Annotated in this window: 20 protein-coding genes; 11 read left to right on the forward strand and 9 right to left on the reverse strand. The window is 54.8% G+C overall.

The genetic code is table 11. The annotated features are described in order from the left end of the window. The coding region (locus HFP08_RS11885) for an S-layer homology domain-containing protein (protein WP_168120815.1) at positions 1-1659 on the forward strand (1659 nt) is incomplete at its 5' end. A gap of 55 nt (positions 1660-1714) precedes the next feature. Next, positions 1715-3100 (forward strand): FAD-binding oxidoreductase, encoded by a 1386-nt coding sequence (locus tag HFP08_RS11890; RefSeq protein ID WP_168120816.1) that lies wholly within the window; start codon positions 1715-1717, stop codon positions 3098-3100. A 96-nt stretch (positions 3101-3196) separates the two neighbouring features. On the opposite strand, the gene HFP08_RS11895 is transcribed toward HFP08_RS11890, so the two are convergent. The 5 genes from HFP08_RS11895 to HFP08_RS11915 form a co-directional block, all read right to left on the reverse strand. Next, entirely contained in the window at positions 3197-4732 is a 1536-nt protein-coding gene (locus HFP08_RS11895) for a sulfatase family protein (protein WP_168120817.1), read from the reverse strand. Positions 4733-4767: 35 nt separating this feature from the next. After that, a complete protein-coding gene (locus HFP08_RS11900) occupies positions 4768-7476 on the reverse strand; it encodes a LamG-like jellyroll fold domain-containing protein (protein WP_168120818.1) in 2709 nt (902 codons plus the stop codon). 65 nt (positions 7477-7541) lie between these two features. Beyond that, positions 7542-9074, reverse strand: coding sequence for an extracellular solute-binding protein (locus HFP08_RS11905; protein ID WP_168120819.1), 1533 nt, complete (start codon positions 9072-9074; stop codon positions 7542-7544). 48 nt (positions 9075-9122) lie between these two features. Continuing rightward, positions 9123-9989 (reverse strand): carbohydrate ABC transporter permease, encoded by an 867-nt coding sequence (locus HFP08_RS11910; protein WP_168120820.1) that lies wholly within the window; start codon positions 9987-9989, stop codon positions 9123-9125. 11 nt (positions 9990-10000) lie between these two features. After that, positions 10001-10858 carry an ABC transporter permease gene (locus HFP08_RS11915; RefSeq protein WP_240941330.1) on the reverse strand — a complete coding sequence of 286 codons (858 nt, stop codon included), beginning with the start codon at positions 10856-10858 and terminating at the stop codon, positions 10001-10003. Positions 10859-11192: 334 nt separating this feature from the next. Here HFP08_RS11915 and HFP08_RS11920 point away from each other — a divergent pair, with 334 nt between their 5' ends. Next, entirely contained in the window at positions 11193-13442 is a 2250-nt protein-coding gene (locus tag HFP08_RS11920; protein WP_168120822.1) for a helix-turn-helix transcriptional regulator, read from the forward strand. A gap of 22 nt (positions 13443-13464) precedes the next feature. On the opposite strand, the gene HFP08_RS11925 is transcribed toward HFP08_RS11920, so the two are convergent. Next, entirely contained in the window at positions 13465-16395 is a 2931-nt protein-coding gene (locus tag HFP08_RS11925; RefSeq protein WP_168120823.1) for a glycoside hydrolase family 2 TIM barrel-domain containing protein, read from the reverse strand. A gap of 169 nt (positions 16396-16564) precedes the next feature. Here HFP08_RS11925 and HFP08_RS11930 point away from each other — a divergent pair, with 169 nt between their 5' ends. The 3 genes from HFP08_RS11930 to HFP08_RS11940 all read left to right on the forward strand — a co-directional run bounded on the left by HFP08_RS11930 (position 16565) and on the right by HFP08_RS11940 (position 18200). Then, entirely contained in the window at positions 16565-17458 is an 894-nt protein-coding gene (locus HFP08_RS11930; protein ID WP_168120824.1) for an AraC family transcriptional regulator, read from the forward strand. 83 nt (positions 17459-17541) lie between these two features. Further along, positions 17542-17811, forward strand: a complete 270-nt coding sequence (locus HFP08_RS11935) for a type II toxin-antitoxin system HicA family toxin (RefSeq protein WP_240941316.1) — start codon at positions 17542-17544, stop codon at positions 17809-17811. After that, a complete protein-coding gene (locus HFP08_RS11940; protein WP_168120825.1) occupies positions 17808-18200 on the forward strand; it encodes a type II toxin-antitoxin system HicB family antitoxin in 393 nt (130 codons plus the stop codon). Before HFP08_RS11935 ends, HFP08_RS11940 begins: the two co-directional genes overlap by 4 nt. Positions 18201-18212: 12 nt before the next feature. Here HFP08_RS11940 and HFP08_RS11945 read toward each other — a convergent pair whose 3' ends face one another. After that, positions 18213-18893: a DUF421 domain-containing protein gene (locus HFP08_RS11945; protein ID WP_168120826.1), complete on the reverse strand. Its 681-nt coding sequence runs from the start codon at positions 18891-18893 to the stop codon at positions 18213-18215. Between the two features lie 71 nt (positions 18894-18964). Beyond that, on the reverse strand, positions 18965-20317 hold the full coding sequence (locus tag HFP08_RS11950) for an MATE family efflux transporter (RefSeq protein WP_168120827.1): 1353 nt from the start codon (positions 20315-20317) through the stop codon (positions 18965-18967). A 154-nt stretch (positions 20318-20471) separates the two neighbouring features. On the opposite strand from HFP08_RS11950, the gene HFP08_RS11955 reads away from it, so the two are divergent. Continuing rightward, positions 20472-21152, forward strand: a complete 681-nt coding sequence (locus HFP08_RS11955) for a TetR/AcrR family transcriptional regulator (RefSeq protein ID WP_481856560.1) — start codon at positions 20472-20474, stop codon at positions 21150-21152. 119 nt (positions 21153-21271) lie between these two features. Beyond that, entirely contained in the window at positions 21272-22168 is an 897-nt protein-coding gene (locus HFP08_RS11960; RefSeq protein ID WP_168120829.1) for a hypothetical protein, read from the forward strand. 38 nt (positions 22169-22206) lie between these two features. Here the strand turns inward: HFP08_RS11960 and HFP08_RS11965 are convergent, their stop codons facing one another. Then, on the reverse strand, positions 22207-22848 hold the full coding sequence (locus HFP08_RS11965; RefSeq protein ID WP_168120830.1) for a TetR/AcrR family transcriptional regulator: 642 nt from the start codon (positions 22846-22848) through the stop codon (positions 22207-22209). Between the two features lie 141 nt (positions 22849-22989). On the opposite strand from HFP08_RS11965, the gene HFP08_RS11970 reads away from it, so the two are divergent. The 3 genes from HFP08_RS11970 to HFP08_RS11980 all read left to right on the forward strand — a co-directional run bounded on the left by HFP08_RS11970 (position 22990) and on the right by HFP08_RS11980 (position 26189). Next, complete coding sequence (locus HFP08_RS11970; protein ID WP_168120831.1) at positions 22990-24417, forward strand: MDR family MFS transporter; 1428 nt, start codon at positions 22990-22992, stop codon at positions 24415-24417. Between the two features lie 101 nt (positions 24418-24518). Further along, complete coding sequence (locus HFP08_RS11975; protein ID WP_168120832.1) at positions 24519-25529, forward strand: DUF7309 domain-containing protein; 1011 nt, start codon at positions 24519-24521, stop codon at positions 25527-25529. A gap of 54 nt (positions 25530-25583) precedes the next feature. Beyond that, on the forward strand, positions 25584-26189 hold the full coding sequence (locus HFP08_RS11980) for a class I SAM-dependent methyltransferase (protein ID WP_168120833.1): 606 nt from the start codon (positions 25584-25586) through the stop codon (positions 26187-26189). Positions 26190-26211 lie beyond the last annotated feature (22 nt).

Raw genomic sequence — 26211 nt, forward strand, 5'->3', positions numbered from 1 at the left:
ACGGCGACGATCGCGAAGGGAAGCGAAAGCGCGACGAAGGTGTTCGCGCTGACGGTGGTGAAGCTTGCGCAGAGCGACGCTGAGGCGGTGGCGGCAGATAAGCTGGCGCTGGAGATCGCGTACGCATCGGGAGACAGTGCGTCGAGCGTGACGCAGGATGTTGGCTTGCCGACGAGCGGCGCGAATGGCACGACGATAACATGGAGCAGCGATGCGCCGGGCGTGGTCGGAGAGGACGGCGCGGTAGTGCGGCCGAGCTACACGACAGGCGATGCATCGGTGACGTTGACGGCGACGATCGCGAAGGGAAGCGAAAGCGCCACAAAGACGTTCGCGCTGACGGTAGTGAAGTTGGCATCGCTTCCTGACGACAGCGACGACAGACCAGCGAGGGATTATACGGAGGATCATGTTCTCATGTCCATCAATGGAAGCGCGGTTGCTCAATCGCTGACTTCTTATATGCGTTATGCGAATGGAGTTAATCTGCTTGTTGTCCATGTCGCGAACGAAGCGCAGCTTCAGGCAGCGCTCGGTAAATTTGACAAACCTGAGCTTCATTTCAAATTGGATGATTTGTCCATGTTCCAAAATATATCGTTGGAATTTAGCTATTCCATGGTCAATTGGATGGTGGAGCATAACGTTTCGGTACAGCTTGATACGGCGCAGGGGAAATTCCATGTGGCAATGGCCAAGCTAGGCCTGACGGAATGGACATCCAGTAATCAAGCGGATGCGAGCTTGCAGCCTATCAAGGTGGCCTTGACGCTCCAGGCGGTTACGAGCGAGATTGAGGAACAAATTCAAAAAGAAGCGGCTGCTGATTCATTTATGATCATGTCGGAGCCAATAGAAGCGAGCGCGGCTATTATAAGAGGCTCGGAAAAAATCGCACTGACGAGTTTTAAGGATTACGCAGTGCTTACGCTTCCGCTTTCGAATGAAGCAGCCGCCGGCGAACCCAAAACCGCTGTTTATTGGAGCGAAGGAAAAGGCTTTGCGACTCAGCCGACCAACCTGCAAGGAGAGGAGGCAGAGCTGCGAACCTTGAACGGAGGCATCTTCGTGTTAATCTCAAACACAGCTTCTTTCAAAGATACCGAGGGTCGTTGGAGCGCGTCGGATGTGAAGGATATGGCTGAGCGGCTTTTGGTGGAGGGCAGGTCGGCAAGCAGCTTTGAGCCGACACGCAGCATGACACGCGCAGAGTTTGCGACATTAATTGTTCGTGCGTTGGCTTTGCCTTCTGCCAGCTCCACCAGTGGCAGCTTCGCGGATATTCCAGAGGAGGCTTGGTATGCGAACTCCATTGCCGTTGCGGCGGCATTCGGACTGTTCAAAGGAGACGTCAACGGCGATTTCGCTCCGATGCGGCTGCTGACGCGTCAGGAGGCGGCGACAATTATTGCTCGTGCCCAGGCTATCATGGGAATTGCGTCTGCCCCAACAAACGTTGAAGCAGAGGAGCAGCTTGATCACTGGCGGGATGCGGATTCTATTGCCGCGTGGGCGCGTCAAGCAATGGCCGGCATGATTGAGCAAGGCATTCTATTAGGGGACGGCAACGCGGGCATCCGCCCAGAGGAGAATGTCTCCAGAGAAGAAATGACGGCCATGCTTCGTCGGATGCTGCAAGCAGCGGGATGGATTAATTAATCCGATCCCTCCGCTTCTTCCCTCTCACCCGTCTCAAATCTATGAATAGAATAGGATGAATGCATTCATAGATAACAGAGGTGGTAGAGTGTCTGTGGAGGCCAATTGCTTCAAGGGTTTAACGGGAGTAGTCGTAACCATGGGGAGTCCGGTGTACGAAGAAGCTCGTCAGGAGTGGAACCGCGCAGTCAACAAATTTCCTGTGGTCATCGTCTATTGCGAACAAAAGCAGGATGTTGTCCATGCAATTCGGTGGGCGCGTCGTCGAGACGTCGGAATACGGATTCGGTCTGGCGGGCATCATTACGAGGGATATTCAACCGGCAATTGCGTGCTGGTTATTGATATTAGTCGAATGAACGCCTTAAAGCTGGATTCCGGGAGAAAGCTGCTTCGTGTTGAAGCCGGAGTGAAGAATACAGAGGTATATGATTTCGTCGGATCTAACGGATTTGTCTTCCCAGGGGGAACCTGTCCCACGGTTGGCGTCTCGGGCTTTACGCTTGGAGGCGGCTGGGGATTCTCCAGCAGACGATACGGTCTCGGGTGCGACAGCTTGGAGGAATTGGAGCTGGTTGACTATAAGGGAAAGCTTATCAAGGCAAGCCGGTTTTGCAATCCGGATCTGTTCTGGGCGTGCCGGGGCGCTGGAGGCGGTAACTTTGGCGTTGTCGTTGGCCTGACCTTTCGCCTCTCGAAACCGAAGCTCGACCGGGTGACGCTCCTCAGGTTCTATTATATCGGCACAACCAGAGCCAAGCAGGCCAGGGTCATGAATGTTTGGCAGCGGTGGTTGCCAGGGCTGGATCCTCGGATGACGCTCATGACAAGCTTTTACAATGCGAAGGACGAGGGTTTGGGCATTTTTGCAACGGGCTTCTTCTACGGATCAGCCGCAGAAGCCAGACGAATTTTACAGCCATTTGCAGAGGTGGAAGGCTTCCGACTGGAGCTGGAAACCTCCCCCTTCCTTGAGGCCGTGAAAAAGGTGGAGGCTTCCTACCCTCCCTATGAGAAGTTCCAATCAACAGGAAGATTTGTCTACAAGCTTTATTCCCGCCAGGAGCTGGAGAGGCTTGCCGGTTTGGTGCAGCATCCTGCGGAGGGCTCCGTATACACGGCTGTTTCCTTCTATGCGCTGGGAGGGAAGATTAGCGACAAGGACAGAAGGGATACGGCTTTCTACTATAGAGACGCCAGATACATTCTGGGCATACAGTCGGTCTGGACGGAAGATGCATTCGCGGAGAACAATCGTGCTTGGCTTCGCGAGCGATTCACCTATGTGAGGTCGATAACGAAAGGCTCCTATGTCAACTTTCCAATCAGCCGTCTGCGAAACTATGAACGGGCGTATTTCGGAGGCAATGCGGCGCGATTGAAGCGTATTAATCAAAAATACGATCCGCTGCAGGTATTCCGCTTCCCCCAGGGTCTTTGATAAACGGCAAACGGCCTCAGTCCCCAATATGACTGAGGCCGTTCTTTTATATTTCATGGGAAGGAGAGGCCGCTACGCCACTACGCCGCTATCCCGCTACGCTCCGCTTATTCGCGGCATCGGCATGGCTTCCTTGCCAAGCTCTGCCCAGAGCATTCGCTGCAGGAGCTCCGTCTTCAAGGGCGCGCTATCAGGATCATCCCACAAATTGCGCAGCTCCTTCGGATCCTCCTGGAGGTCGAACAGCTCCCCGTATGGTCGGTTGTAGTATACGGTCAGCTTATAGCGCTGGTCTACGTATGTTTTGAGATGGACAGTGGTCGGTTCGTGGCGGTTCTCGCAGAGAACATGATCGCGCGCCTCGGAGTCCCGGCCTTCCCATACGGCGCCCTGATCCACCCCGGTCATCCGTCCGGGAACATTCAGTCCTGCGTAACGAAGGAATGTCGGCGCCAGATCCACCAGCGACTGAAGAGCGGGGGATACGCGCCTCGCCGGCACGCGGCCGGGATAGCGGACAAGGAAGGGAATGCGCAGCAGGTCCTCGTAATGGAACGCGCCCTTCTTGACCAGCCCGTGATGGCCGCATACCTCCCCGTGATCGGTCGTGAAGACGACAAGCGTATTCTCGGTAAGTCCAAGCTTGTCGAGCTTGTCCAGAATCTTCCCGATATAGCGATCCATGAGGCTGATCATACCGTAATAGACAGCCAGATCCTTGGCAACTTGCCCGCTCTCCCTGACATGGGAACGGAAGCCGTGAATGAACTTGCCCGATTCCTCATAATCGGAGAAGTCCGGATTGATCTCCTGCGTCAGGCGAAGATGCGGAGGATTCCGGTCATGCTCGCCGGGAACAGCCGCCGGAACCGTGAGCTCCGCCGGATCGTACATGGTGTCCCATGGCTCTGGAGCGAGATAGGGATCATGCGGATCGAAGAAGCTCGCCCACAGGAAGAACGGTTCGCCTTCTTCTGCATATTCCTCCATTAAGCCGTTCGTACGATCCGCGATCCAGGCGTCCTGGTGGAAGGCTTCCGGCAAGTGCCAGCGATGTCCGGACCAGCCCTTGCCTTTGCCATTACCGTTAGCGTTGTCGGGCTCAACCTCGAAATAATCGCGCCAGTTCGCCAGCCCCTTCTCCTCCATCCATAAAGCGTAATGCTGGCCGACATGCCGCTCGTTCGCATGGTTGCGAGCCAGCTCCACGCGTTCGAAGCCGTAGAAGGGGCCGTGGAACTCTCGCCAGTACTCCAAATCATGCAGGAGCGGATGCGCTTCCAGCGATTCATATTCAGGCGTCGAGGCAAGCGGTTGGAAATGCGCCTTGCCGACGAGCGCTGTTCGGTATCCGCTCTCGGCCAGCTCCTGTCCGACGGTCGGCACCTCTTCACTTAGCTTTGTACCCAGAGACCATGCTCCATGCTGACTCGGGTACATCCCGGTAAGGATGGACGCCCGTGACGGCGTGCAGGTCGGATTTGGGCAGTAGGCCCGTCGGAACGCCGTCCCTTCCCTCGCGAGCCGGTCCAGATTAGGCGTCCGAATCTCGGAATTAAACGCGCCGATCGTATTCCAATGCTGTTGGTCGCTTGTTATTAATAGAATATTAGGTGGTTTTTTTGCGCTCACGCGAAGCTCCTCCTCCTCTAGATGTCAAATGCTGTCTACTCCACGTAGGGCAATACGTTCATGAAGTGTACATATACGTCATAGTCTTCGTCGGCCTCGACTGTCTGGACGGCGAACTTCGACACATCGCTTACCGCATGCTCGAAGGCGAAGTCCTCGGCTACGACGTTGCCGCCGCTTACCAGGCTGTACGTATTCTCGCCCGGATCGACGATAAGCGTCAGATTCACGGTCTTCTTCACCAGTACGCCGTATTTGTCATAGCCCTGAAACAAGTCCGTCTGCACGACAACCGGCGTCCCTCCGTCGAAGGCGATCAAATCGGAATCATCCACCTTCAGCTTCAAGGCGACCGTACTATTATCGGAGACGAATACCCATGCGCCGTCGGTGAAGGAGTCCACCTTCAGTCCGAAATTGAGCATCATCTTGCCTGATTGAGCCGAGAAGGAATAGCTGGCGTAGACCTTGTCCGTGCCCGTATCGGAGAGCTTCAGGCTGTTGTTGAAGGGGCTGACGGCGTCGTAGGAATCGGTAATTCCTTCCACGGAGGCCGATCCGGACAGCGCGTTGACGTACCAGCCGGAGGGAGCTGCCCCTCTGGTCATGCCGACGAAGTACTCCGCCGCGACGGGATCGGCATGCGGCGCTTCCTGCGTGCCCTCGTGGATCATGGCCAGAAGCTCCGCCTCGGACAGCGCCTTGCCGTAGATGCGCAGATCATCAATCTCGCCGTCCCATTCCTCATTCGTCGCATCCGGCGACTTGTGCATGCCAACTCTCATGCCTGCCGTGCTGGCATACGGCGAGCTGCTCGCCGAGCTGTCTTCCAACTGACCGTTGACGTAGAGCTTCTTGTCGGCGCCGCTGCTCGTAACGGCGACATGCGTCCATTCGCCAAGCGGAATCTGGCTTGTCGACGCAAGCGCCGAGCCGCCCCACGAGCCCAGCGTCCCCGTGGCGGAATCTCGGAAAAGCCAGGTCGCGCCGCTGCCGAGCTGCTGCAGAATGATCTGCCGCGTTCCCTGCGCCGAATCCAGCTTCACCCAGGCGGCTGCCGTATAGTCGGAAGAGCCGGGATCTATAACTGCGGGAAGCTCCGCGTGATCATCGATTCCATCAAGCTGCAGCGCATTGGCGAATTTGCCGGCTGCGAAGGCCGCTCCGCCGTACAAGGCCGCGTCGTTGCCGTTCCCGGACGCATCCGCGGCAGTCGTCCCCCCAGTCTCGTCGAATGTCCAGAGCCCGAGCTGCGAGGGACTGAATTTCACCACGGTTAACGAGCATCCTTCGAGCGTTGTGGAGAAGGCGTCTCCGCTAAGCGCGATGGAACCGCTTCTGTCGTATTGCGGCGAATAGTCTCCGCAGGAGGAGCCCTTAAAGACGAAACGCTCGTATCCGGAGGGCGTATCGTAGTTGTCCAGCGACACGTCTACGTCCACCGGCTCGCTGTCCTTGTTGAGCAGGAACACGTTCAAGTCATGACCGCTCGAATCGTAGGAGGCATAAGCGCGCACATAGCCGCTTTGCTCCGTGGCATCCACGAGCTGATCGAACAGATTCTCGTTGATAATCTTCACAATTTCGCCCAGGGGCGTCCGATTGCCGGTGGAGTCGTTGTACAGGACGTTGGCCAGTCCGCCGTCGCCATGCTCGCCGCCCCAGGGCGTCCTTGTATTCCAGATGTACGTATAGGCAACGTTCGGCATGGCAATCTGCTGCATTTGCATCTCGAAGAGCGCCAGCGCGCGATACGCATCATTCACGCCTTGTCCCTCAGGCCAGCTTCCGAAGGCGTTCGTCTCCGTTACGAACAAATCCAACCCCTTGTTCTCAGCGTTCGTCTCCATGGCGGTCACGTTGTCCGTCATATCGCCTGTCCAATCTCGCCAAGCCTCGTACCCGTCCTGCGCCCAGGCTTTTCCGAACGAGTACTGATGGGCAGAGGCGAAATCCACATATCCGGCAGCGTTATTGTATATCGTATTGAACCAGGTTTGATTGTTCAGAATGCCCGGACCGGTCTTAATTGATGGATCCTCGGCCTTCATTGCCGCGGCAATCTGCTTGTACACATCCACGTAATTGTCGTCATCGAGAACCCCATCCGTATCCTTGAGCGGCAAATAGGGTGTCTGAAGCGCGTCGGCATGATGATCCTGCTCGTTGCCGAGCTGCCAGTAGGTGACGTTGTAGCCCTTATCCTTGGCGTATTTCACCCACGCCGCAGCAGAATCGACCAGTTCGCTAAAGCTCGGGCCGTCGGCATAGCGATGCGCCATCACGTTCACGACGACCAGCGGCTCGATGCCATTCCGCTCGCAGATGGCCATGTATTCGTCGAAGTCCATGGCGCTTTTGAAGGTTCCGTCGGCATTGACCGCCCATTCCCAGACGCCCGGCGCTTGACTCATCGCCGCCACCTTCGGGGTCAAGGTTCCCCCGTATGTGCCGTCGGCGTCCCACAAGTAATTGTTCGCGAGATGTCCGTAAGGGAATCTGAGCGAGCCCGCCTGCATTTCCCTGTATTGTTCTTCGCTGCTCTTGTCTTTCACATGGTACAGGTCAGAATCCATCAGGAATGTTGCGTTCAAGCCAATCGGCTTGTTGGACGCGGAGAACGTCTTCACGACGTTCGCGACATCCACCGTGATGCTTTCCGCCGCATGTACCCGCATCTCTCTCGTGGAAACGAACATCAGGCTGAGCATAATCGACAAGCAGATCATCGCAATCTTCTTCATGCACACAGCTCCCTTCGATAATAAGCGCCCCGATTCGATTGTCCGGGGCGCGTCCTCGTTCTCCTCTACTTGTTCTTATAAGCGGCGGCGTATTCATCCAGAACGCTCTGTCCGCCCTTGTCCATCCATTGCTTGATCATATCGTCGTAGCCGGCATCGTCCACCTCGCCCATGATGTATTTCACGTCGGTGTCGATCTGCAATTGCTGCAGCTGGTTGCCCATCTTGCTCCAGGTGTCGGAGATGAGGCCGTTCGCGGGATTGCCGACCAGGTTGGGCGCGCTCTCGTTGCTCTGTACGACCTTGTTTGCGTCGATTGCCCATGCGAGCTTGCCTTCGTCGCTAAACTCCGGCGGCGTTAATGCCAACACGTTCATGCCGTTCAGGCCTTTCGCGTTAATAATGACATGCTTTCCGTTCTCGAGCGTGTAGTTCTCGCCCTCGGCGCCGAACAGGCGAAGCTCTTCGTAGTCGGGAGATGCAAGCGCGTCAAGCGCGCCAAGGATGGACAGCAATTCCTCCTCGGTCTTCACTGCGCTCTTCGGGAACATCAGCGTCGACCAGTACCCTAGCCCGGCGAAGGTGAGGTTCGGCCCCTGCATCTCCGACCATGCCTTGATCTCCGCTTCAGGATTGGCTTTCACAAGAGGCTCCCACACGGAATCAACGTTGCCGGTGAGCAGCCCGACCTGTCCCTTCTGATACATCTCCTCGACCTGCGCTCGTTTCGCATAGGTGAAGTCCTTGTTCATGATGTTGTTTGCGTACAAGTCTCTGTAAAATTTCAGCGCATCCCGGTATTCACTCGTTGTGAACGCGGGAATGAATGTCCCGTTGTCCACCTTATACACGTTGGGAGCTCCGAATTTCGAAGCTACGGCGTCGAAGCCTTCAATTAAATTGTTATTCAGATAGGTGGCGAGGCCAAGCGTGTCGGCTTTGCCGTTGCCGTCCGGGTCCTCTTCCGTGAACGCCTTCAGCATGTCGTACAGCTCATCCATCGTTGTCGGGATGTCGCGGCCAAGACGGTCGAGCCAGTCCTTGCGCGCGCTGAAGCCGAGCCGCGAGATTGCCGCGCTGTCATAGAGCGCCCAGATCTTGCCGTCGACCGCGATATTGCTGTCGCGCAGCTCGCTGCGGCTGGCTTTCAAATTCGGGAATTGATCGACGTACTTCCCGACCTCCCAGAATGCGCCGGCGCGAATCGCGTTCACGATCGGCGGTTGACTGCCTTGGAAAACGACGAGAATATCGGGCAGGTCCCCGGATGCCAGCGCTACGTTGACCTTGTCCATCATGCTGGGCCCGTTCACGAATGTAGGCTCGAGCTTCGCGTTCATGGCCTCTTCGAACTGCTGGAACATCTTGCCGTCCACGTCCGGCATATCTCCCCAGTACGGCTCCAGCGTCGTGATTTCAATAGGTTCTTGTGACTTCGCGTCCTCCCCTCCGGCATTCTGCGAGCCGTTCTGAGCAGCTTGCGTCGGCTCTGTTGTCCCCTTGGCCGATTCTCCGCCGTTGTTGCTGCAGCCGGTTAATACGGCCGCGGAAGCGAGGAACGTCGCCAGGATTGTCGTAACGAATGGTTTGCTTTTCATCGATTTGCCCCTCCATTGCTGATATTCATTATGTTAAAGATGATTCTATCATCCTTTAACCGAACCGAGCGTAACGCCTTGCGCGAAATACTTCTGAACGAACGGGTAGAACAGCAGGATCGGCAGCGTCGCCACGACGATCGTCGCGCTCTGCAGGCTTCGGGTCGCCACCTCGATGCTAAAGCCGGGATCCTGGAAGTCTCCGCTGGCCAGCACGATCATGTCCCGCAGCCAGATCTGAATGGGCCACAAGTCGGAATTGTTCAGATACAGGAACGGCATCAGGAAGCTGTTCCAATGGGTAACCGCGTAGAACAAGGTGAAGGTGGCCAGCGACGCCTTGGACAGCGGCAGCGCGATCCGGACGAAGGTGACCAGATCGTTGCAGCCGTCGATTTTCGCGGAATCGTAAATCTCCTCAGGCAGCTGCATGAAGAAATTCCGCATCAAGATCAGATTGAACGCCGATATGGCGCCCGGCAGCATAACCGCCCAAAGCGTATTGAGCAGATGCAGCTCCTTGACGACCAGATAGGTGGGAATCAGTCCTCCCTGGAACAGCATCGTGAACACGATAAGGAACAGGATTACGCCGCGTCCCTTCATACCCGGACGAGCCAGCGCGAACGCGCCGGAGGCCGTCAGAGCGAGATTGATCATGGTGCCGGTTACGGTAATAAAAACGGTAATCAGCAAACTGTGCGGAATCTTGTCGCTGGAGAAGATATAGCGGTACGCGTCCAGCGAAAATTGATGCGGGATAATGACGATATCGCGAGCGATAAGCTCCTGATTCGAAGCGAACGACCCGCCGACGATCTCGATGAACGGGAAGACGCAGATGAACGCGATTGCCGCCAGGACGGCAACATTCACGATGGAAAAGATGCGGCTGCCAATGCTGTTGTCTCTCATGGAATCCTCCCTTAATAAACGCCTTCTTCGCCGAACCACTTGACGATGCGATTTGCCGCCACGACGAGCACCAGGCCCACCGCCGACTTGAATAAGCCGACCGCCGTGCTGTAGCTGAATTGCCCCTGCGTTATGCCGGCTACGTACACATAGGTGTCGTAGACGTCGCCGTTTACGCGGTTCGACGGATTAATCATGTTGAAGATTTGCTCGAAGCCGAGATCCATGAAATGGCCGAGCTGCAGAATGAACAGAATAATGATGGTGCTGCGAATGCCCGGAAGGGTCACATTCCACATCTGATGGAACCGTCCCGCACCGTCGATTCTGGCCGCTTCGTAAAGCTGCGGGTTGAGATTACTCATTGCCGCCAGATAGATGATCGTGCCCCAGCCTGCGTCATGCCAGATGGATTGGGCCGTCAGCATCGTCCGAATCCACTCCGCCCCGCCGAGGAAATTGATCTTGGTCCCGCCCGCTGCGGCGATGAGCTCGTTCACCAGTCCGCCCTCCGTCGTGAAGAACACATACGTGATGCCCACAATGACGATCCAGGACAGGAAATGCGGAATGTAGATAACGGTCTGCACCGTGCGCTTGAACCAGTGCAAGCGGACTTCGTTCAGCATTAACGAGATGATGATCGGGAACGGGAAGAAGAACAGCAGACGATAGAACGAAATCAGCATCGTATTGCGGAATAATGTTCCGAATTCGTCGGCGGTGAAAAACCGCTGGAAATGCTCCAGACCGACCCACGGGCTGTCGATGAAGCCCAGAAAGGGTTGATAGTCCTTGAAGGCGATGACGAGACCGAGCATGGGCAAATATTTAAATAGAAAAAAATAGACCAGCGTCGGCAGCACCATAAGGTACAGCCAGAAATGCTCCCTCACATGATGTGCGGCTTTGCGATAGGGGACTTGCTGATGCAGCTGCCCTCTCGAGTTGCGAACTTCGCTTGTTATGTCCATGTTGATGATTGCTCTCCTTTGCCCTTAAGTGAAATTCCTCGGTCGAAACTGTCAGCCTTATCATAAGCTCTGCAGTGATAACCGAATATAATCCGCATCGTAGAACCGCCGGGCGATAATCATTATAGAAGATGGCGAGAAGCGCGCGCAGAAGATGATCATTTCCTTCCGCAGCGCCTTCCTCTACAATAGGAAGGAATCATTCTGCAGATAACGGAGGTCGGGAGAGTTGCCGAAATTCCCTCATTATTTTAAACGCTTGCTGTTGTTCGTTCTGTTGATCTCCATTCTTCCCGTCCTGTGCGTGGGAGCCTTCTCATACTTCTATTCCAACGCCAACCTGCTCGACAAGGTGACTCGCAGCAAGCTGCAATTGCTCGATCAGACCAAGCTGACCGTCGAGCAGAATATTCATCTTATCGACCAATCCCTCGTCCAATTCACGACGCTTCCCGTCATTCTGGAGTCGATCGATACGGCGCTGGATGCGTCCAATTTCCAAAGTCTTCGCTATGTGAATCAATATATGGAATATACAATGACCAAGGAAATCGGGATCGACGCGCTCTATTTCATTAACCTGAAGCATAGCTGGGGAATCTTCCCTGATCGCATTGCTCCGATTGATCCTGAATTTCGTGCAACATACGCGGATAGAAGGGAAGCGGGCGCTCCTCTGCCGCTCATAATAGAGAACCAGAAGGATCTGTTCCCGGAGCTTGCCCAGCTCGGCATTGAAGACGGATTGCTCATGATGAAGCAAATTCCGCTGAATTCCATCGCGCCGGACGAGCTGATCATCTCGCGAATCAGCTATAGCCAATTGCATACATGGGTGGCCAAATCGGAGAATTTGGGGAATACGCTCATTCTGGACGAGGGCTTGCGGGTCATCGGATCGAACATGAGCTCGGGAACGGATTATTCGAAGCTGGAGGAGCTGGCGGCGGACAAGCTGAGCAGTGTGGAGCGGAGCGGCTATCTCGCGACCTCGCTGGGAAATGAGAAGGTCTATCTCTTCTATCAAAAGTCCGATTACACGAATTGGATTTATCTCGATCTCGTGCCAAGCGCCGTCATTCGGCAGGAGAGCCGAACGATCGGCTGGGTCACGCTAATGATTTCGGTCGGCGTTATCGCCTTGCTGCTCATCTTCGCAATCCGAGGCTCCCAGCGCATGTATTCGCCCGTGCGGGCCTTGTTCAAGGCGATATCCAAGGATAAGATCAGCGGCGCCGACGAATTCGATACGATCGGAAGGCTCGTGGCGAATATGAAGCAGCAGATTCATTCGCAGGGCAAGGATCTCAACAAATATTATGTGCTCAGTCTGTTCCACGGCGAGCTGCCGGCGAACGAGCTCGACGAGAAAATCCACGGCACGCATCCGCAATTCCGTAAACAGCCGGGCTACGTAATCTTCCTTGTGCAAATCGATACGCTCGAGCATACCCGATTCGAAGAATCGGACAGGGATCTTCTCTTGTTCGCCATGATGAATATCGTTCAGGAGACGCTACCGGACGACGAGCGGTTGTCTCCGGTCGCGATGAATCGCTCGCTTGTTGTGCTGCTTGGCGTCGAGCATGCGGCCGAGGCGCAGCAGCAACCTTCGTTGATTCATCGAGCCAATGCCTTGATTGGTAATATCAGGCAATACCTGGGACTGTCGGTCAGCATCGGCGTAAGCCGGGTGTTCAGTCGGTTAAGCGACGCGGCGGAAGCATGCGAAGAAGGATCGGACGCTTTGAAATACAGGGTCAGATACGGGATGAACACGGTATTGTTCATCGAGGAGGTCGAACCGCGGCAGGAAGCCAGAAGAATTCGCTATCCCGCGGCTCTCGCCAGCCAATTGAAGCAAGCCGTCAAGCTGAACGATGAGGAGAAGGCGGAGGAAAGCCTGGAAGCGTTCATCCGCGCGTTGTTTGAACAAGAGGGAAGCCTGACGGATTTCCAGGTCGTGCTGATTCGCTTATTAAGCGAAATCTTGCAGCTGCATCTCGTCGAGAACGATAATGCTTCCATGGTTCTGAACGGCCAATCGCTGCCGAAGGAGCTGCTGGAGCTTCAGACGCCCGAAAGCATCTCGCATTGGTTCAAGCACCGCGTCGTCGGTCCCGTCACGGAATTGATCCGGGAGGAGACGGAGCAGCAGTACAAGCGAATCTCCGACGAGATGCTGTCGCGGGTCGAGCGGGACGAGAAGTTCGAGAGCACGCTTGAATCCCTCGGAATGGAGCTTCATTATTCGCCGGCCTATCTGAGTCAGGTGTTCCGCAAAGAAACGGGCATGCCGTTCACCGACTATCTGACCGGCAAGCGGATTCAAGCGGCCAAGAAGCTGCTGCTCGAAACCGACGAGAGCGTGAACGACATTGCCCTGAAACTGAATTATACGAATGCGCAAAATTTTATCCGTTCGTTCAAACGCGAGCTGGGCATGACGCCGGGCGCTTTCCGAAGCCGGAAGCTGTGAACCGGACGGCATGCCGCGAGCCTTAAGCCTTCGCCGCGCGAATTAATTCCAATCGCCGCCCTGGCAGGCGGATCGTCAGCCGCTCCGCCTTCTGGGAGTCCAGGGCGAGGGCGGCCAAGACTCCCTCTTCCAGAAGAACCTCGCCCGTTCCCGAATCGTCGGGGGATTCGAAGGGATCGGCGGGATAATCATACCACCAGGCGCCGATCTCCATGGGAGGCTCGGTGCCAATGGAGCGGAGCAGCTTCCCTTCAGGATTAAACTGAAAGATTTGCCCGCCGTCCGTCCACCGCCCGCACACTTCCCTGGCGAACGGACCGGGAAAGCCATCCTGCGGATGAAAGGGCTCGTTGCCATGCGTAAGATCCTCCACCTTGGGGGGCTCTCCTCGAGTGAAAGCACTCTGCATCTCCAGCGCGACAGAGTCGTTCTCCAGGCCGTTCTCCATCGCGATTGCTTTCACCAGCGTGCTGGCCGTGATCTCAAACGGTCCTTCATATAGCGCGGAGGCAGATGTGGGCTGCGATCCGTCCGTCGTATAGCGAATTTCAAATGCGAGTCGCGGGCATTCGCCGCGCAGCGGCAGACGCTCGATTACGATCGAGACTGTCGTCGATGCTGCGAAATAGAGCTCGCCCAGCACGCCGCCGACAATCACTTCGACGGGACCGGCTTCCGGCGTCGACTGGAACAGCGCCATGCACTTGCCGTAGAACGCCTTGCGGTTCATGGACTTGGACGGCGTCAGATCGAGCGGGTCCCCGTTCTCTGTCCCGAGACAACGAGCGGGACCTACTATCGCGTAGGCGATCTCGTGCCCGGCATGGGGAACCATCGTTCCGCGTTCGTCGACGACTTCAACGCTGACCTGCCGGACATCCGCTCCGTCCGCGAGGAGCTCGTCCCCGTCCGCTTCAAGGCGAAGCATTGCGGGCGTCCCCGCCGTGGCCGCGGCGGCCTCGGCAAGCCGCACGCCGCCGGAATAGCCGATTGCGGACAGCGTGCCCGGCTCGTACGGCACATCCCATGACAGGTACATGTCCGCTCCCATTCGCTTGCGGCCAAGCGAACGGCCGTTCAATCGCAGCTCGGCTTCCTCGCAATTGGTATAGACCCATACGGGAATTGCCTTGCCCTCAAGTCCCGGATGCGTCCAATGAGGCAGCATGTGAATCATCGGCTTGGTCGTAAAGCGGCTTTGGTAGAAATAGTAATGATCCTTCGGGAAGTTGGCCAGGTCGATAATGCCGAAGTTCGCGCTGCGGGCCGGCCAGCCGAATGATTCGCCGAGATAATCGAAGCCCGTCCAGCGGAATTCCCCGATGAGATAGGGATACTTCAAGACGAAGCCCCAGGAATGGCGGGCCGACGTGCGAACGCCGCTGTTGTCGTACGACGAATTGTAGGCAAGCGCGCCGTCCGAGAACAGCTCCTCCTCGGTCAGGTTTTCAATCTCGATGCGCGGCTTGTTCTTGTCGCGCCACCAGGTGCGCGTGCGATAGAAGCCGCGCGTCTGGAACGTATGCGGCGCTTCGGTCGCGACCATCACGCGCCGGGGGTGGTTCGCGTGATCGCGTTCGTAGCCGAAGCATGCGCCGCCGCCGTCGTTGTAGCCGGCGATGTCGAGCTCCGAGCGGTTCGCGTCCGGAACGTCCCCCGTCTGCTGCACGCCGCATGTGACGGGACGGGTGTCGTCCAGACGATGCGCGAATTCGACCATCGCGCGCGTCATGTCGGGCTCCATGTCCAGCACTTCGTTGCCGAGGCTCCAGAAGATGACGCAGGGATGATTGCGGTCTCGCCGCATCATATCGGTCAGATCCCGCCGCCACCACTTCTCGAAGTACAGTCCGTAATCATACTCTGCCTTCGCGGCCGCCCAACCGTCGAAGGCCTCGTTCATCACCATGAGTCCGATCCGGTCGCAGAGATGGTAGAATTCCGGCGCCATTGGATGATGGCCGGTGCGAATCGCGTTGCAGCCCATCTCCTTCAGCAGCCGCAATCGCTTCTCCAGCAGCTTGTCCGGCACCGCCGCTCCGACGGGACCGCCGTCATGATGCTGGCATACGCCCCGAATCAGGCAGGGGACTCCGTTCAGCGCGAAGCCTTGGTCGCTGTCGAACGAGAAGAATCGAACGCCGAAGGAAGTGGCGTAATCGTCGAGCTCGCGTCCGTTCTCCGTCACGACCGTATGCAAGCCGTATACATGGGGAGTATCCGGCGACCAGAGCTTCGGGCTTGCGAGCGGCAGCTTCTGTTCCAGCTCGATCGATTCGTACGGCGCGATGGCATGCGGGACGAACGTCTCACCGGAGCATTCGCCGTTGTCGTCATGGATGCTCGAGTGGAGTTGAATATTTCTCGGCTGTGAGCTCGCATTGCGAATTCGCGTGCGAATATGAACGATGGCCCGGTCATGGCTCGCTTCGGGCGTCGTGATACAGGTTCCCCAATGCTCTACGTGCACGTCCCAGGTCTCGATCAGCCAGACATGGCGGTAGATGCCGCAGCCTGTATACCAACGGCCGCTCGGAGCAAGGGAATTGTCTACTCGCACAGCCACTGTGTTGCTTCCTTGCATGATGGCATCCGTAACGTCGAGCTCGAAGCCGATATATCCGTTCGGTCTGAGCGACAGATGCTTGCCGTTGATCCAGACGTCGCTGTTCATGTAGACGCCGTCGAAGGAGAGGAAGACGCGCCTCGCTGCCGGGTCGCCGCTCCATTCGAACGTCTTCCGATACCAGCCGATTCCCGCGGGCAGGAAGGCTCCGCGCGGGCCGGTGGGATTCCCTTCTTCGTAGTCGCCCTCGATGCTCCAATCATGCGGGAGGCTGACGCTTCTCCAGCCGTTGTCGTCGTACTGGGCGGCCTCCGCCCCTGCCGGGTCGCCCAATCGGAATTTCCAGTCGATATCGATATTCATGCGTTTGCGTATTGACGTTTCCATAGGAACGCTCCTTTTTCTATTCTCTTCCCATTGTAGAGAGAAGACCGCCCCGTTATCTGTTACAGAGCTGCTCCGTTTTGGTCGATTCGTGCGGTTTTGCTTTGGGAAGGCTCCGTCGATAAGAGGCTTTATGGATGGGAAATTTTCGTTCGATAGGAGGAATCATTCTATGTTAGATGCAAAATTTGGCATAAAGAAGCTGGTTCACCATTCGCCGAGCGAGCAGGCCAAGCAGCTGCCTTGTTACATTCATGCGATGGGTTGGCGCGTCTATGAAGGAGATATGGGGAATAGGCGCGAAGAGGGGGATTTCTACGGCTATCAGCTCCAATATGTGTTGCGAGGACAGGGAAGTCTGATTTGGATGGATCACATCTATGCTCTTCAGGCAGGCGATCTGTTCTTCATCGATCTCGGCCGCGCCCATCATTACCGCGCGGATCCGCAGCATCCGTGGGAAGCCGTCTGGATTCATTTCGACGGACCGCAGGCTAAGCATTATTACGGCTTGTTCGGGGAGACGAGGCCCATGATCTCATCGACACGTCCCGAACGGACGGAGGCGGCAATACGCGGCTTGTTCGATTGCTTCGAAGGGCGACGCTCCGTCTTCGACCTGATGGCCGCATCGCAACTAATCGCGTTGCTCACGGACCTGATTGCGGACAGGCTCGAAATCTCGCGAGCGATGAGCGGCTCCCGTACGCTGTGCCATGGGGATATCGCCAAAGCGGTCGCTTTCATCGAGGGGAATATGCAGCGACCGCTGACGATCGAAGAGATTGCGAGTCACGCCGCCTTCAGCCCCTATCATTTCGCAAGAATGTTCAAGCGGATGACCGGCTATACAGTTCAAGAGTATGTGGTCAAGCAGCGAATTACGCGGGTCAAGCATTTGCTGTCGAACAGCGAGCTGTCCCTGTCCGACATTGCCGGGCGCTCCGGCTTTTGCGATCAGAGCCATATGGGCAAGGTATTCAAGCGCATTGAGCGCATGACGCCGGCCCAGTATCGGCATGCGGTCTCTCCGGCGGCGGAAGGTCTCGGCGATTGGGAGCGGTGATAATCGGCGGATATTCGCATACATTCAAGTCTGAAATTTTTTTTGACTTAAGATGAAAATGGGACATATAATAGTATCAGTTTGTGATACTACTGAATATAAATAATAAACAGCAAAGAACATTAAGAAAGATTTATGATGAACCGGTTAAGGCAGACGTTTTGTGGAATGATATCGAGTCTTTATTTCGGGCACTTGGAGGAGCGATTTCGGAAGGCAGAGGGTCTCGTGTTCGCGTTAAATTGAATGGCAGAAAAGCGATCTTCCATCGACCCCATCCCGAAAATGTTACGGACAAAGGAGCAGTAAAGTCAGTTAGGCGATTTTTAGAAGAGGCAGGTGTTACTCTATGACGACTCTTTTAGAGTATAAAGGTTATGTTGGAAAAATTGAAATTGATTTTGATGCGCAAATCCTTCATGGAGAAGTGATGTATCTCAGAGATGTGATTACTTTCCAAGGTGTGACTACGGAAGAGGTTCAACAAGCATTCCGTGATTCAGTCGACGATTATCTTGAATTCTGTGAATCAGAAGGAGAAGAACCGGAGAAGCCGTTTTCAGGAAAATTTATTGTCAGACTGACAGCGGAGCAACACAGGTTAGTATCAATAGCTGCGTTATCTGCAGGAAGTAGTATAAATGCATGGGTAACAGAGCATTTATCTCGTGATGCAGAAAAGGAACTCAATGAACGAGGAATTTCATCTCTGAATTTGACGGATTATAAGCTGAAACCGTAAGCGGACATTTTCCTAGTCCCGGTATTTGTCAATATAAAGCGTCCCGTCGAGCTGGAGCTCCGCGTAGAATACTTGCTCGATGGAAGTGCCGGCTTTCTTCAATTGTTGGAGAAGCCAGGCGGAGGAGAGCTCCAATTTGCCAAGGTTTTTTTCGACGATTTTGCGGTCCACGATCAGCTCGATGGGGATGTTGCGCACAGGCTCAGAAGCTGCTTGCACATCCCTTTTTGTTGCGGGGAGGAGCTCTGTCTTCTTCAGCACGCTGAGCTGGCCGTCAGGCTCCAGAATGGCGAATTCGATTTCTTCGGGCGAGAAGACATTTTTGTTGCGAAGCATCATGCTCAAATCATCGATGTTGAGATGCTGCTTCGCCAGCGCGTTCTCGAGAATTTTGCCCTGCTTGATGAGGATGGTGGGCTGGCCGTCCAAGATCTCGCGCGCTTTGACCGAGCGCAAGGCGATCAGGGCGAGGAGGAACGCCATGAGCGACCACAGGATGAGACTGGACAATCCCTGCAGCATCGTGATTTGTCTGTTGACGATAATCTCGGCAGCCGTTGAGCCGAAGGTAATTCCCGTAACATAATTGAAGAACGTCAGCTGCCCGACCTGCTTCTTGCCGAGCAGTCTCGTTAACACGAGCAGGGCAACGAAGGATGTTGCCGTGCGAAATAATATATCCCCGTAAGTCATGGGCCCTGTCTCCTTATCGTGCAGATATCGTTAAGGTGGCCCGTATCCCTTCCGCCTATTCCACTGCATGTCTAATGCGCCAATTGCTCCAAATCCGGCTGGAGCTTGTTCCGGAGAACGTACAGCATGATGGCGCCAACCAGGAAAGCGACGGCATCCGAGATGACCAGCGACCAGACGACGCCGTGAAAGCCGTTCATTCGATTGGCGATATACAGCACGGGAATCAGGGTAACGCCTTGAATGATCGACATGACAAAAGCGGCCGTGCCTTGCGCTGTCGCTTGGAAGATGCCGATGAACAAGGTGGTCATTCCGGTTATGAATAGGGACAGGAAGGTCACGTGAAGAATATAGGTGCCCATTTCGATGAGCTGCGGATCATTCGTGAATAATCCGATTAAGTTGTCGGATATAAAATAGACGATAACGCCGAATCCGGCGGCTAATGCTGCGATTGCTTTGACCGTGAAGCTGATCGTATGCTTCATGCGCAGTTTGTTCGCCGTGAACGAGAACGCGATTAAAGGCACGACTCCTTCGCATAACCCCATCAGTATAATTTCAGGAAATTGCAGCAATCGCGATGAAATGCCGAAGCCCGCCACGGCCTGCTCGCCATACTCGATCAAATAACGGTTGAAGATGAGCGACATAGCTCCGAGGAAGAGGCTCATGATGAAGACGGGCACGCCTATCTTGAAGACATTTCCGAGAATTTCTTTGCTCGCCTTGAACCATTTGGCCGATAGGGTCAAGAAGGGGCTCTTGTACCCGATATGAACAGCATAGTATACACTTGCAGCCAGGTTGGCTATGACCGTGGCTGACGCCACGCCGACAACGTCCCAATGAAAGACGAAGACGACAAGCGCATCCAGTATAATATTCACCGCAACGCTGATCATCATGCCGATCATGGACTTTATGGCGGCTCCCTCCGATCGAACGATGTTCTCCAGCGCGAAGAACAAGACGACGAACGGCGACCCGGCAATCATAATCGTGACATACTCCTTCGTGAAGACGAAGGAATCGGGAGTTGCTCCCAGACCGTGAACGATGGAATCAATCAGAGGCAGGCCGATAGCCATCAAGATCAGCCCGAGCGAAAGGGAGCTGTAGAAGGCGAAGGAAGAAACATGCTTTACATCGTCATAGTTCTTCTCCCCCAGCAATCGGGAGATGAAGGTGCTGCTTCCCATGCCGATCAAATTGCCCAGCGCCATAATGGCTGCGAATAAGGGCAAGGTAAGCGCGAGCGCGGTTAACATAGCGGTATTGTTCAGCGTGCCAAGGAAAAAGGCGTTCAAGATTGAATAGACGACGCTCATCGACATGCCGAGCATCATGGGCACGGCGAAATGGGCGACTGCTTTGACAATTGGCGCTTTTTCAAAATAATGAAGGTTTTCTGTTTCCATGCGGATCACTTCTTTCTTCGTGAATTGTGGAGGCCTAGTTGCTCAGATCGTCAATCTTACAGTGTTAGATTGAACCTTACAGTGTTAGATGATATCATGGACTTATGAATCTGTAAAGCGAAAACTTACACTGTTAGATAAAAGGGGAATGAGCATGAAAAGACAGCCTCAGATTTCGGAGGAGAAAATTTTGGAGAGCTCATGGGAGCTTCTGGGAGAGGAAGGGATTGAGAAATTCAGCATGAGGCGACTCGCTGATCGGCTCGGCATACAGGCCCCCTCGATCTACTGGTATTTCAAGAGCAAGCAGAAGCTCTATCAGCGTCTGGCGAACCAGGTGTCGAAGGTTATTCTGGAGGAGTTCCGCTCCGAGGGTGACTGGAAGGAGCAGTTGACAGAGCTTGCGGTCACGCAGCGGAGCGTGCTCAGCCGTTATCCTTGCTCGACGCAGCTTATGATGATGACGCTGCCGCATGAGCCGGATATTATCCGGTTCACCAATCGGATGCTGCTGTGCGTGGAGTCGACGCCGCTTACGCAAGAGCAGAAGCTGCAGGCGGTGAACACGCTCGTGAACTATGTCTTCTACTTCGTGCTGGACCATTATCAGCATGAACGGAATGTCTCCCAGATGCTGAAGGAGAATAAGAACGCGCAGCCGGGCGAGGAGATGGTTCGTCTTCTGGAGGATATGAGCGAGTCGGAGGCGGGATTGTTCAGGAGAATGTTCGAGAACAGACTGTTCGAGCTGATGGGGAGCGACGAGTCGTTCGGGTTTGGGTTGAAGCTGATTCTGCTCGGGATCGAGCAAGTGATCAAGGAACAAGAGAAGTAGAAGACGATCGCTATTGGAATATTCTAGTATGACTCCAAATCTTCTGATAAGATGAGAACAAGGATTGAAGGAGATCTCGTGTCTCGCGTTTATCATTGAACGAATGGAGAGTAATCGCCATGAAATCGCAAATGCAAGCGCAAACGGGCAAGGATGGCAAGGAATCAGGCTCTGCTGCGAAATCAAGCCCAATCGGCGGCAATCGCTCGGGGCAGCCGGCTTTGTTCTCCGGAGTGATCCAGCGGCAAAGCGCATTCGATGGATTATCCGCTATGCCTGCCGCCTCTCAGGTTTTGCAGATGCAACAGGCGCTTGGCAATCGCGCGACGATGCAACTGCTTCGTGCCGGCATGGAATCAAACACAGATTTTCAAAGCACGGCGGCGCCTATTCAACGTGAGAAGGTGCTGCCAGATCCGGTGACGGAGGTTCAGGTTCAACCGCTATTGACACTGGTTGAATCGCAGCGTCAGAAGATCAGCACCCTGCAAAGAGCGAAGGGACTCAGCTTTGGCGATCAAGAGAGCCTGGATAAATGCTGGACGAAGCTTACCGTCTTGTATGGGCGCCTCAGGGAAACGGATAATCCAATGGGCGTCTGGGAGGAATTTACCGAGTGGACGGAAACCTCGGCATGGTCTGGCGGCGGCATGGAGCACTGGGATACGTTCGTCAGCCTATCCCTTGCAAGCGAGCCGAAGGAAGAGGAAGCGTCAGAAACCGACACAAGCGGCGAAGGGGTATTCAGCCCGGAATGCGAGTCGGTGTTCTCGGATATGAACACGCAATATAAAGCGTGGAATGGGAGCACGAGAGATCGGGGGGCCTGGTGGGGCTCCCCTCGTCCGGGCTCGACGACGGGAGCGAGATCGGTGCCGCATGACGTAATTATGGAGCTCAAGAAACGCGTAAAGGGCACAACCTGGCGTTTTTCGGACAGCTTCTCCGGCGGCGTTTCGTTCCATCGAACGAGAAGCGGCGTCGATTTTATCTATCATATGCTGCCGCCCGGCTAGCAGAGCGGCAGGAAGAAGGCTGAACCGAGATAATCGGTTCAGCCTTCTTTGTCTTGCTTCCGCACGAGCGGAAGGAAGATATTGTCCACGATTTCGATGATGGCCTCATCGGTCAATGGCGTGTGAGTCGTAAGCACCTCGAAGCGTACTAAGTCAATGGGCAAGGTGATGACGCGCTCGGACAACTGATCGAGCTCGACCTCGCCGCGCTGCTCGGCGTTCTCCAGTACATTCGTCATGGCCGCGGCAAGCGGATCTTTCTCTCTCGGCGGCAATGTCAGCTTGGCGTGAAGCTCGTCCCCATGAAGATCGACCATCAGGCCGTGAATGGTTTCGGCTCCAATGAGCTGCATCGGTTTGATCAGTCGCTCCAGAAGAGCGAGTATATCCTCTCTCAGGCTGCCTGTATCGGGAGCGTCGAGAGAAGGCTTGGGTACATGCTTCATCATCGTGGCGATCACGAGCTTCGCCTTGCTGGGCCATCTTCGGTAGACGGAAGTTTTATTTGTCTTCGCCCGAGCGGCTATGGCCTCCATCGTCAGCTTGGAATAGCCCGTCTCCCTAAGCTCCTCCCATGCGGCTGTCAAAATCGCATTCTCCAGTACATCTCCGCGTCTGCGAGATCCGCCCGCTCCTTCCTCATTCTTGTTTTCTCTGCGATTGCGCGGTGATTCCGGCATTGCATGCACCTTCTTTCCGATAAGTCAGGTCGGCGTCCAGTCTTTCTCAATAGTATATTGCATTTTTGCTAGAATTATAATATTGTATTTCTATAAGGTACGGTACGTACCGTACCTTAAATGATGAAGAGGTGAATGTCTATGGTTAACAATCAGGCAAAAGCGGTCAAGCCGCCAAAAGAAAAAATCGATCCCAGTGTATTGAAAGTGGCGCTTATTCTTGTTCTCGGCGCGGTTGTTCCGTTATTGGACTCGACGATGATTAATGTAGCGATCCACTCGCTCACGCTGGATCTCGACAGCACAGTATCAAAGACGCAATGGGTCATTACGGGTTATGTGCTAGCGATGGGACTGGCGGTTCCGGTGTCGGGATGGGCGAGCCAGCGGTTCGGCGGGAAGAATGTGTATCTGTTCTCATTGTGGCTGTTTCTTGTTTCTTCCATTTTATGTTCTCTAGCTTGGAATACCGGCAGCCTGACCGGCTTCCGGCTCTTGCAGGGAGCGGGCGCGGGTCTGCTCGTCCCGACGATACAGAATGTGCTCGTTCAATCGTCGGGAGGTCGCAATCTGGGCAGGCTGATTGCAATCATCAGCATTCCGGCGCTGATCGGCCCGATTCTCGGTCCGGTTATCGGCGGCCTGATTATGGACAACATGAGCTGGCGCTGGATCTTCTATGTGAATATCCCGATCATGCTGGTCGCGATTTGGCTGTCCTGGCGCTACGTTCCGAAGGGAGAGGCTGCCGCAGTGAGGCCTCGGCTTGATATCATCGGGCTTCTGCTTCTATCTCCGGCGTTCGCGGCTCTGATCTACGGCATCTCGGAGATGAGCACGGGAGAGCTTGCGTCGGCGGGAACGCTCGTCCCATTGGCGGCCGGTTTTCTGTTGATGGCTGCTTATATCGTGTTTGCCTTACGTACGCGACGTGCTCCTCTGCTTGATTTACAGCTTTTCCGGTCCAGACATTTTGTGGCATCGAATATGATTTTGTTTTTCTCGGGGATGGTCATGAACGGTGCGCTGCTGCTTCTTCCGTTGTATTACGAGCAGGTTCGCGGCGAGAGCGTGTTAACAACCGGGCTGCTCTTAATTCCCCAGGGCGTGGGAATGCTGCTCACGAGGAGCTGGATCGGGGGCTTGTCGGACCGAATCGGCTCGCGCAGCATTGTGCTCGCAAGCCTGCTGGTTACCATGGCGGCCACCATTCCGTTCGCTTATGCTGGAGGCGATACCAGCCACATCCTGCTCGGAGCGGCGCAGCTTGTGCGCGGCGCGGCCATGAACGGCATCTTCATTCCAATAATGGTTTCGGCGTATGAAGGCTTGCGGAAGGAGCAAATCCCGCATGCCAGTATCTCCACCAGAATTTTTCAAACCATCGGAGGCGCATTCGGCTCGGCCGTGCTGGCGACGGTCATCGGTCATCAATTGCCGAACGGGACGGGGGCGAATCTTGCTCTAGTTGTCGATGCGTATCAACTCGCTTTCTGGTGGTCGGTCGGCTTTGCCGCGTTTTCCCTGCTGCCTGCCATGCTCTTGTCCAATCGCAAGAACGGGAACTGACGAGCGGCCGCTGTTCATTCTCGCGTTCAATTCTGTTAACATGGGTGTAGACGAATTGAAGCAGTGCCCGTCAGGGGCTGTATATGCGAGGAGGAGTATCCGTGAACGCAACATTGGAGCAGTGGAAGAACTTGTTTCATGCCGCAGAACAATTCAAGCAAGCGGCGTGCTGGAAGTGGATGGACAACTCTCACCTGTTCGGGGTAGAGGATCCGGTCAGCAAGGAAATTGGCTATTGCTGCATTATGGGCAATGGAGGCGAGATGTATGGCATTGCAGTGTATCGGGGGACAAGAGGCCTCGACTCCTATATCGAAGCGGCGAGCGGCGGGGACTCCGACGACATCCCGTTCACCCAGGACTGTCTGATGCTGTCCTTCGATTCCCGCGATGATCTTCATCCGGAGGAATACAAGCGGATCAAAGAGCTGGGACTTAAATTCAGAGGGGCGCACGCATGGCCCACATTCCGAATTTATGAACCGGGATATTATCCCTGGCCAATCGAGGATTGGGAGCATGTGCAATTTCTTACGCATGCTCTGCAGCAGGCCATCGAGGTTTCCCGTGACTACAGGAGCGATCCCGACGCCTTGCATGAGCCTGAAGACGAGCGGATTCTTACCAGAGTTTCGGCTGAAGACGGGGCGAATCTTGTCTGGTCCGATCAATGGCTGACGCCAAAGCCTGAGAAGAATGAGTCGAAGCCGGAATTCAAAATCAATGAGCTTCGTTTGGCAAAAATCAGAAAATCGCTAGAGGGAATAACGGAGGCTTGGGTCATGGATTGCTTTTATATGCCATTCCCTGTGAAAGAAGACGGAAGACCCTATTTTCCGATGATGTTCCTGCTCGCCGACCGGAATTCCGGCCAAATTCTGCATTTTCACTTATTCGATGGAACCGCGGTTACGGAGGAGATTGCCGAACAGTTTCTGAATCTAATCGAGCAGGTGAAGGTGATTCCCAAGGAGATTTTAATTATTCGTGAAAGTGCGGTCGAGTATTTGGGCGCGATTCTGGATACGTTGAACATTGAAGTTTATGTCGTTGAGCATGAGCCCCTTCTTGAGGAGATTAAGAACGGGTTGATCGGAAGCTTCCATCAGTGACAGGCAAGGCGCAAAGCGTATTTTATTGGAAGAACATCAGATGGGAGAGTGCGAATGGGAAACACCGATAAATTCGAAATGATTGCTAACATGTATGATACTCCTGAGAGAATCCGTATTGGCAAAGTATCAAGGGATGCGATTCGTAAATATGCGGAGGAGGATGCGAGGACTAAGACTGCGATTGACTTCGGCTGCGGAACGGGTCTGGTCGGCATGGGACTGCTGAACGAATTCAAATCCCTGCTGTTTCTCGACACCTCTCCGAATATGATCGATCAAGTGAAGCGCAAAATTGCAGAGAACAGCGTACGGAACGCGGATACCTTATGCTTTGATTTTGAGAAGGAAGGCCTGTCGGAGCTTCAGGTCGACTATATCTTCATGGCGCAGGTCCTCCTTCATATCCCTGACATTCAATTGGTATTAACCCGCTTGTATGATGCTCTGAATGCCGGCGGACATTTGCTGATTGTGGATTTCGACAAGAACGAGAAGGTCGTCTCGGATATGGTCCATAATGGATTCGACCAGGCGGAACTGAAGGCCATCATGACTCGCATAGGCTACGACAATATTAAATCCGAGACGTTCTATTCGGGGGAAAAAATATTCATGGGGCAGGATGCTTCGATGTTCATTCTGGATGCCCGGAAGTGAAGGCGAGCTATCGCGCTCTTCC

It is taken from the genome of Paenibacillus sp. HB172176, from assembly GCF_011947265.1.
Taxonomy (GTDB): domain Bacteria; phylum Bacillota; class Bacilli; order Paenibacillales; family Paenibacillaceae; genus Pristimantibacillus.